Source organism: Deltaproteobacteria bacterium (assembly GCA_009930495.1).
GTDB lineage: Bacteria > Desulfobacterota > Desulfovibrionia > Desulfovibrionales > Desulfomicrobiaceae > Desulfomicrobium.
Genome location: RZYB01000227.1, coordinates 1 through 3,464, shown reverse-complemented (window position 1 = coordinate 3,464; position 3,464 = coordinate 1). Strand labels below are relative to the sequence as shown.

Sequence of the window (3,464 nt, the reverse complement as noted above, 5' to 3'; positions counted from 1 at the left end):
CGGCATCGCCGTGTACGGCGAAAAATTGAAGGAGCTCGGGCAGCCGGACCGTTCCAACGACGACTTCGTGCTCCAGGGGTTGTTTGCCACCATCACCAATGCCAACTGGGATGACGCGCGTTTTGTGGCCATGGTCGAGGACGGCCTGGTTCGGCGCGACAAGTTGAAAGCCGCTTTTCTGGCCGCCTACAAGGCCAAACACGGCAAGGATTTCAGTGAACCCCTGCCTGACGCCGCCACCTGGAGCGGTTCGGCTTCGGCCTTTGCCGAAAAAGCCAAGACCGTGGGTGTGCTGGCCACGGAAAATGAAGACGTGCGTTCCCTGCGCGAGCTGTTGATTATCGGCCTCAAGGGCATTGCCGCCTATGCCGAGCACGCCGCCGCCCTGGGCTTTCGCAAGCCCGAGATCGACGACTTCATGCTCGAAGCCCTGGCCTCGACTACCAAGGCCCTGTCCGTGGACGCCATGATCGCCATGGTCATGAAGGCCGGGGAAATGGCCGTGACCACCATGGCCCTGTTGGACGAAGCCAACACCTCGACCTACGGCCATCCGGAAATCACCCAGGTCAATATCGGCGTAGGCACGAAGCCCGGTATCCTCATCAGCGGCCATGACCTGAAGGACATGGACGAACTCCTGAAACAGACCGAAGGCACGGGCGTGGACGTCTACACCCACGGCGAGATGCTTCCGGCCAATTACTATCCGGCCTTCAAGAAATACACGCACTTTGTTGGTAATTACGGCGGGTCGTGGTGGCATCAGAACGAGGAATTCGAGTCCTTCAACGGCCCCATCCTGCTGACCACCAACTGTCTGGTGCCCTTGAAGAAAACCAACACCTACCTGAATCGTCTCTACACCACGGGCGTGGTCGGGTACGAAGGCGCGGTCCATATCCCGGACCGCCCCGCTGGCGGGGCCAAGGATTTCTCGGCCCTGGTCAAGCAGGCCAAGTCCTGTCCGCCGCCTACGGAAATCGAAACTGGAACCATCACCGGCGGCTTTGCCCATCATCAGGTGCTGGCCCTGGCCGACAAGGTGGTGGAGGCGGTCAAGTCCGGCGCCATCAAGCGTTTTGTGGTCATGGCCGGCTGTGACGGTCGGCACAAGACGCGCAGCTACTACACCGAAGTGGCCGAGAATCTGCCCAAGGATACCATCATCCTCACGGCCGGTTGCGCCAAGTACCGCTACAACAAATTGAATCTGGGCGACATTGGAGGCATCCCGCGCGTGCTCGATGCCGGACAGTGCAATGATTCCTACTCCCTGGCTGTCATCGCCCTGAAGCTCAAAGAGGTCTTTGGCCTGGACGACATCAACAAGCTGCCTGTGTCCTACGACATCGCCTGGTACGAGCAAAAGGCCGTGGCCGTGCTCCTGGCCCTGTTGTTCCTGGGCGTGAAGGGCATCCGCCTGGGGCCGACCCTGCCGGCCTTCCTGTCGCCGAATGTGGCCAAGGTCTTGGTGGAAAACTTCGACATCAAGCCCATCGGCACGGTCCAGGACGACATCGCGGCCATGATGGCCGGAAAATAGACACAATGTAATTCGACGGCGCTCCAGTTGTGGCGCCTGGAAAAGGCCATCCGCGAGGGTGGCCTTTTTTGTCGCGGCCCGAGGCGGCCTTCGGGCATGGACGAACGGGTCATCCTTGTTTAGGTCCAGGATCACGCCCGAGGCGTTGGCTTGCGGAGGGCACAAATCTCCAACTTTTCCATGGGACAAGCATGAAACGATACGATGTGTACGGCATGGGCAACGCCCTGGTGGATATGGAATTCGAAGTCAGCGATGATTTTCTTGATTCCATGGGCGTGGAAAAGGGCCTCATGACCCTGGTCGACGAAAAACGACAGTTCGAGCTGCTCGAATATCTGCGCGAGGAAAAGAATTCGCGTTCTGGCGGTGGCTCGGCCGCGAATACCATCGTGGCCAATGCCTGGTTTGGTGGAACATCCTTCTATTCCTGTCTGGTCAGCGATGACGAGATGGGCGATTTTTATGTGCAGGAATTGAAACGGGCCGGGATCGACACCAATTTGACGGAGCGCCGGGCTTCGGGCGTGACTGGCAAATGTCTGGTCATGGTTACCCCCGATGCGGAACGGACCATGAATACATATCTGGGGATTTCCGAATCCCTGGCCCGGTCCGAGATTCGGGAAGACGCATTGCGTGCATCCAAATTTTTCTATGTCGAAGGCTATTTGGTCACTTCGCCCACGGCCCGCCCTGCGGCCGCCGAGGCCATGGCTTTGGCCCGCGCCGCTGGAGTCAAGACCGCGCTGAGTTTTTCGGACCCGGCCATGGTCAAGTATTTCCGGTTGGGCCTTGAAGAAGTCATCGGCTCGGGGGTGGATTTACTGTTTTGTAACCGCGAGGAGGCCTTGTTGTGGGGCGGCTGCCGGACCCTGGCCAAGGCCGCGGATGAGCTCAAGCGTATCGCCGGAGCCTTCGTGATCACGCTGGGCGGGGACGGGGCATTGATTTTTGACGGCTACGGGACACACGAGATCGACCCGTGTCCGGCCCGGGCCATCGACACCAATGGCGCCGGGGACATGTTTGCCGGGGCCTTCATGTATGGAATCACCCATGGCATGAGTTATGACCAAGCCGGGCAGTTGGCCAGCTTGGCCGCGTCACGGGTCGTGACCGTGTTTGGCCCGCGCCTTGAACCCGAGCACTACCGTCAGATTTTGGCCGAATTCCAGGCGCGCTGAAGGCACATGGGCATGCTTGTTTGGAGCGAACCCCTGGCCTGGTGGCTGGCCATTGTCTCCGTGGTCAGTTTTTTGGGATCGCTTTTGGCCGTGCCTTTCATCGCCGTGCGCATTCCGCACGATTATTTCTGCGCATCGCGTCGACGGGTTGACGTTTGGGGCGACCGGAGCATGGTCGTGCGGACCCTCGTGGTCATGCTCAAAAATTTGCTGGGCGTGGTTTTGCTCGCGGCTGGGCTGGCCATGCTGATTTTGCCGGGCCAAGGTCTTCTGACCATGCTCATTGGACTCATGGTCATGAATTTTCCCGGAAAATATCGCCTGGAGCGCTATTTGGTCTCACGTGGCCCGGTATTGCGCGGGATTAACTGGATTCGACGCCGGTGGGGAGTTGCTCCCCTCCTTTTTGTTTCGGCTGGTCATGAAGAGAAGGGTCAGGGAGACAGTTAGTCTGGATTGTGTAACAGCTTAAATAGAATAACTATTTTCGGAGCGCATTTTTTTTGAAAAAAGTCTTTGACAGATAAAAAAAGTCTCTATAAAAGCTGTCTCTCGTTGGACGGGACTGGGCGGTTAGCTCAGCTGGGAGAGCGTCGGCCTTACAAGCCGAGGGTCATAGGTTCGATCCCTGTACCGCCCACCAAACGAAAATGCGGGGTCGTAGTTAAGTCGGTTATAACGCCGGCCTGTCACGCCGGAGGCCGTGGGTTCGAGTCCCATCGGCCCCGCCA

At 58.6% G+C, this 3,464-nt stretch carries 3 protein-coding genes and 2 tRNA genes; all 5 read left to right on the top strand.

Going from position 1 to position 3,464, the window contains the following annotated elements; genetic code table 11:
• On the top strand, positions 1–1,546 hold a 1,546-nt coding region (locus EOL86_12945), incomplete at its 5' end, for a hydroxylamine reductase (protein NCD26480.1).
• A gap of 191 nt (positions 1,547–1,737) precedes the next feature.
• The gene (locus tag EOL86_12940) at positions 1,738–2,733 is read left to right on the top strand and encodes an adenosine kinase (GenBank protein NCD26479.1); all 996 of its coding nucleotides are present in this window, start codon (positions 1,738–1,740) and stop codon (positions 2,731–2,733) included.
• Positions 2,734–2,739: 6 nt separating this feature from the next.
• Positions 2,740–3,183, top strand: coding sequence for a hypothetical protein (locus tag EOL86_12935; GenBank protein NCD26478.1), 444 nt, complete (start codon positions 2,740–2,742; stop codon positions 3,181–3,183).
• Between the two features lie 117 nt (positions 3,184–3,300).
• Positions 3,301–3,376: transfer RNA gene (locus EOL86_12930), tRNA-Val, on the top strand.
• 11 nt (positions 3,377–3,387) lie between these two features.
• Positions 3,388–3,464: transfer RNA gene (locus tag EOL86_12925), tRNA-Asp, on the top strand.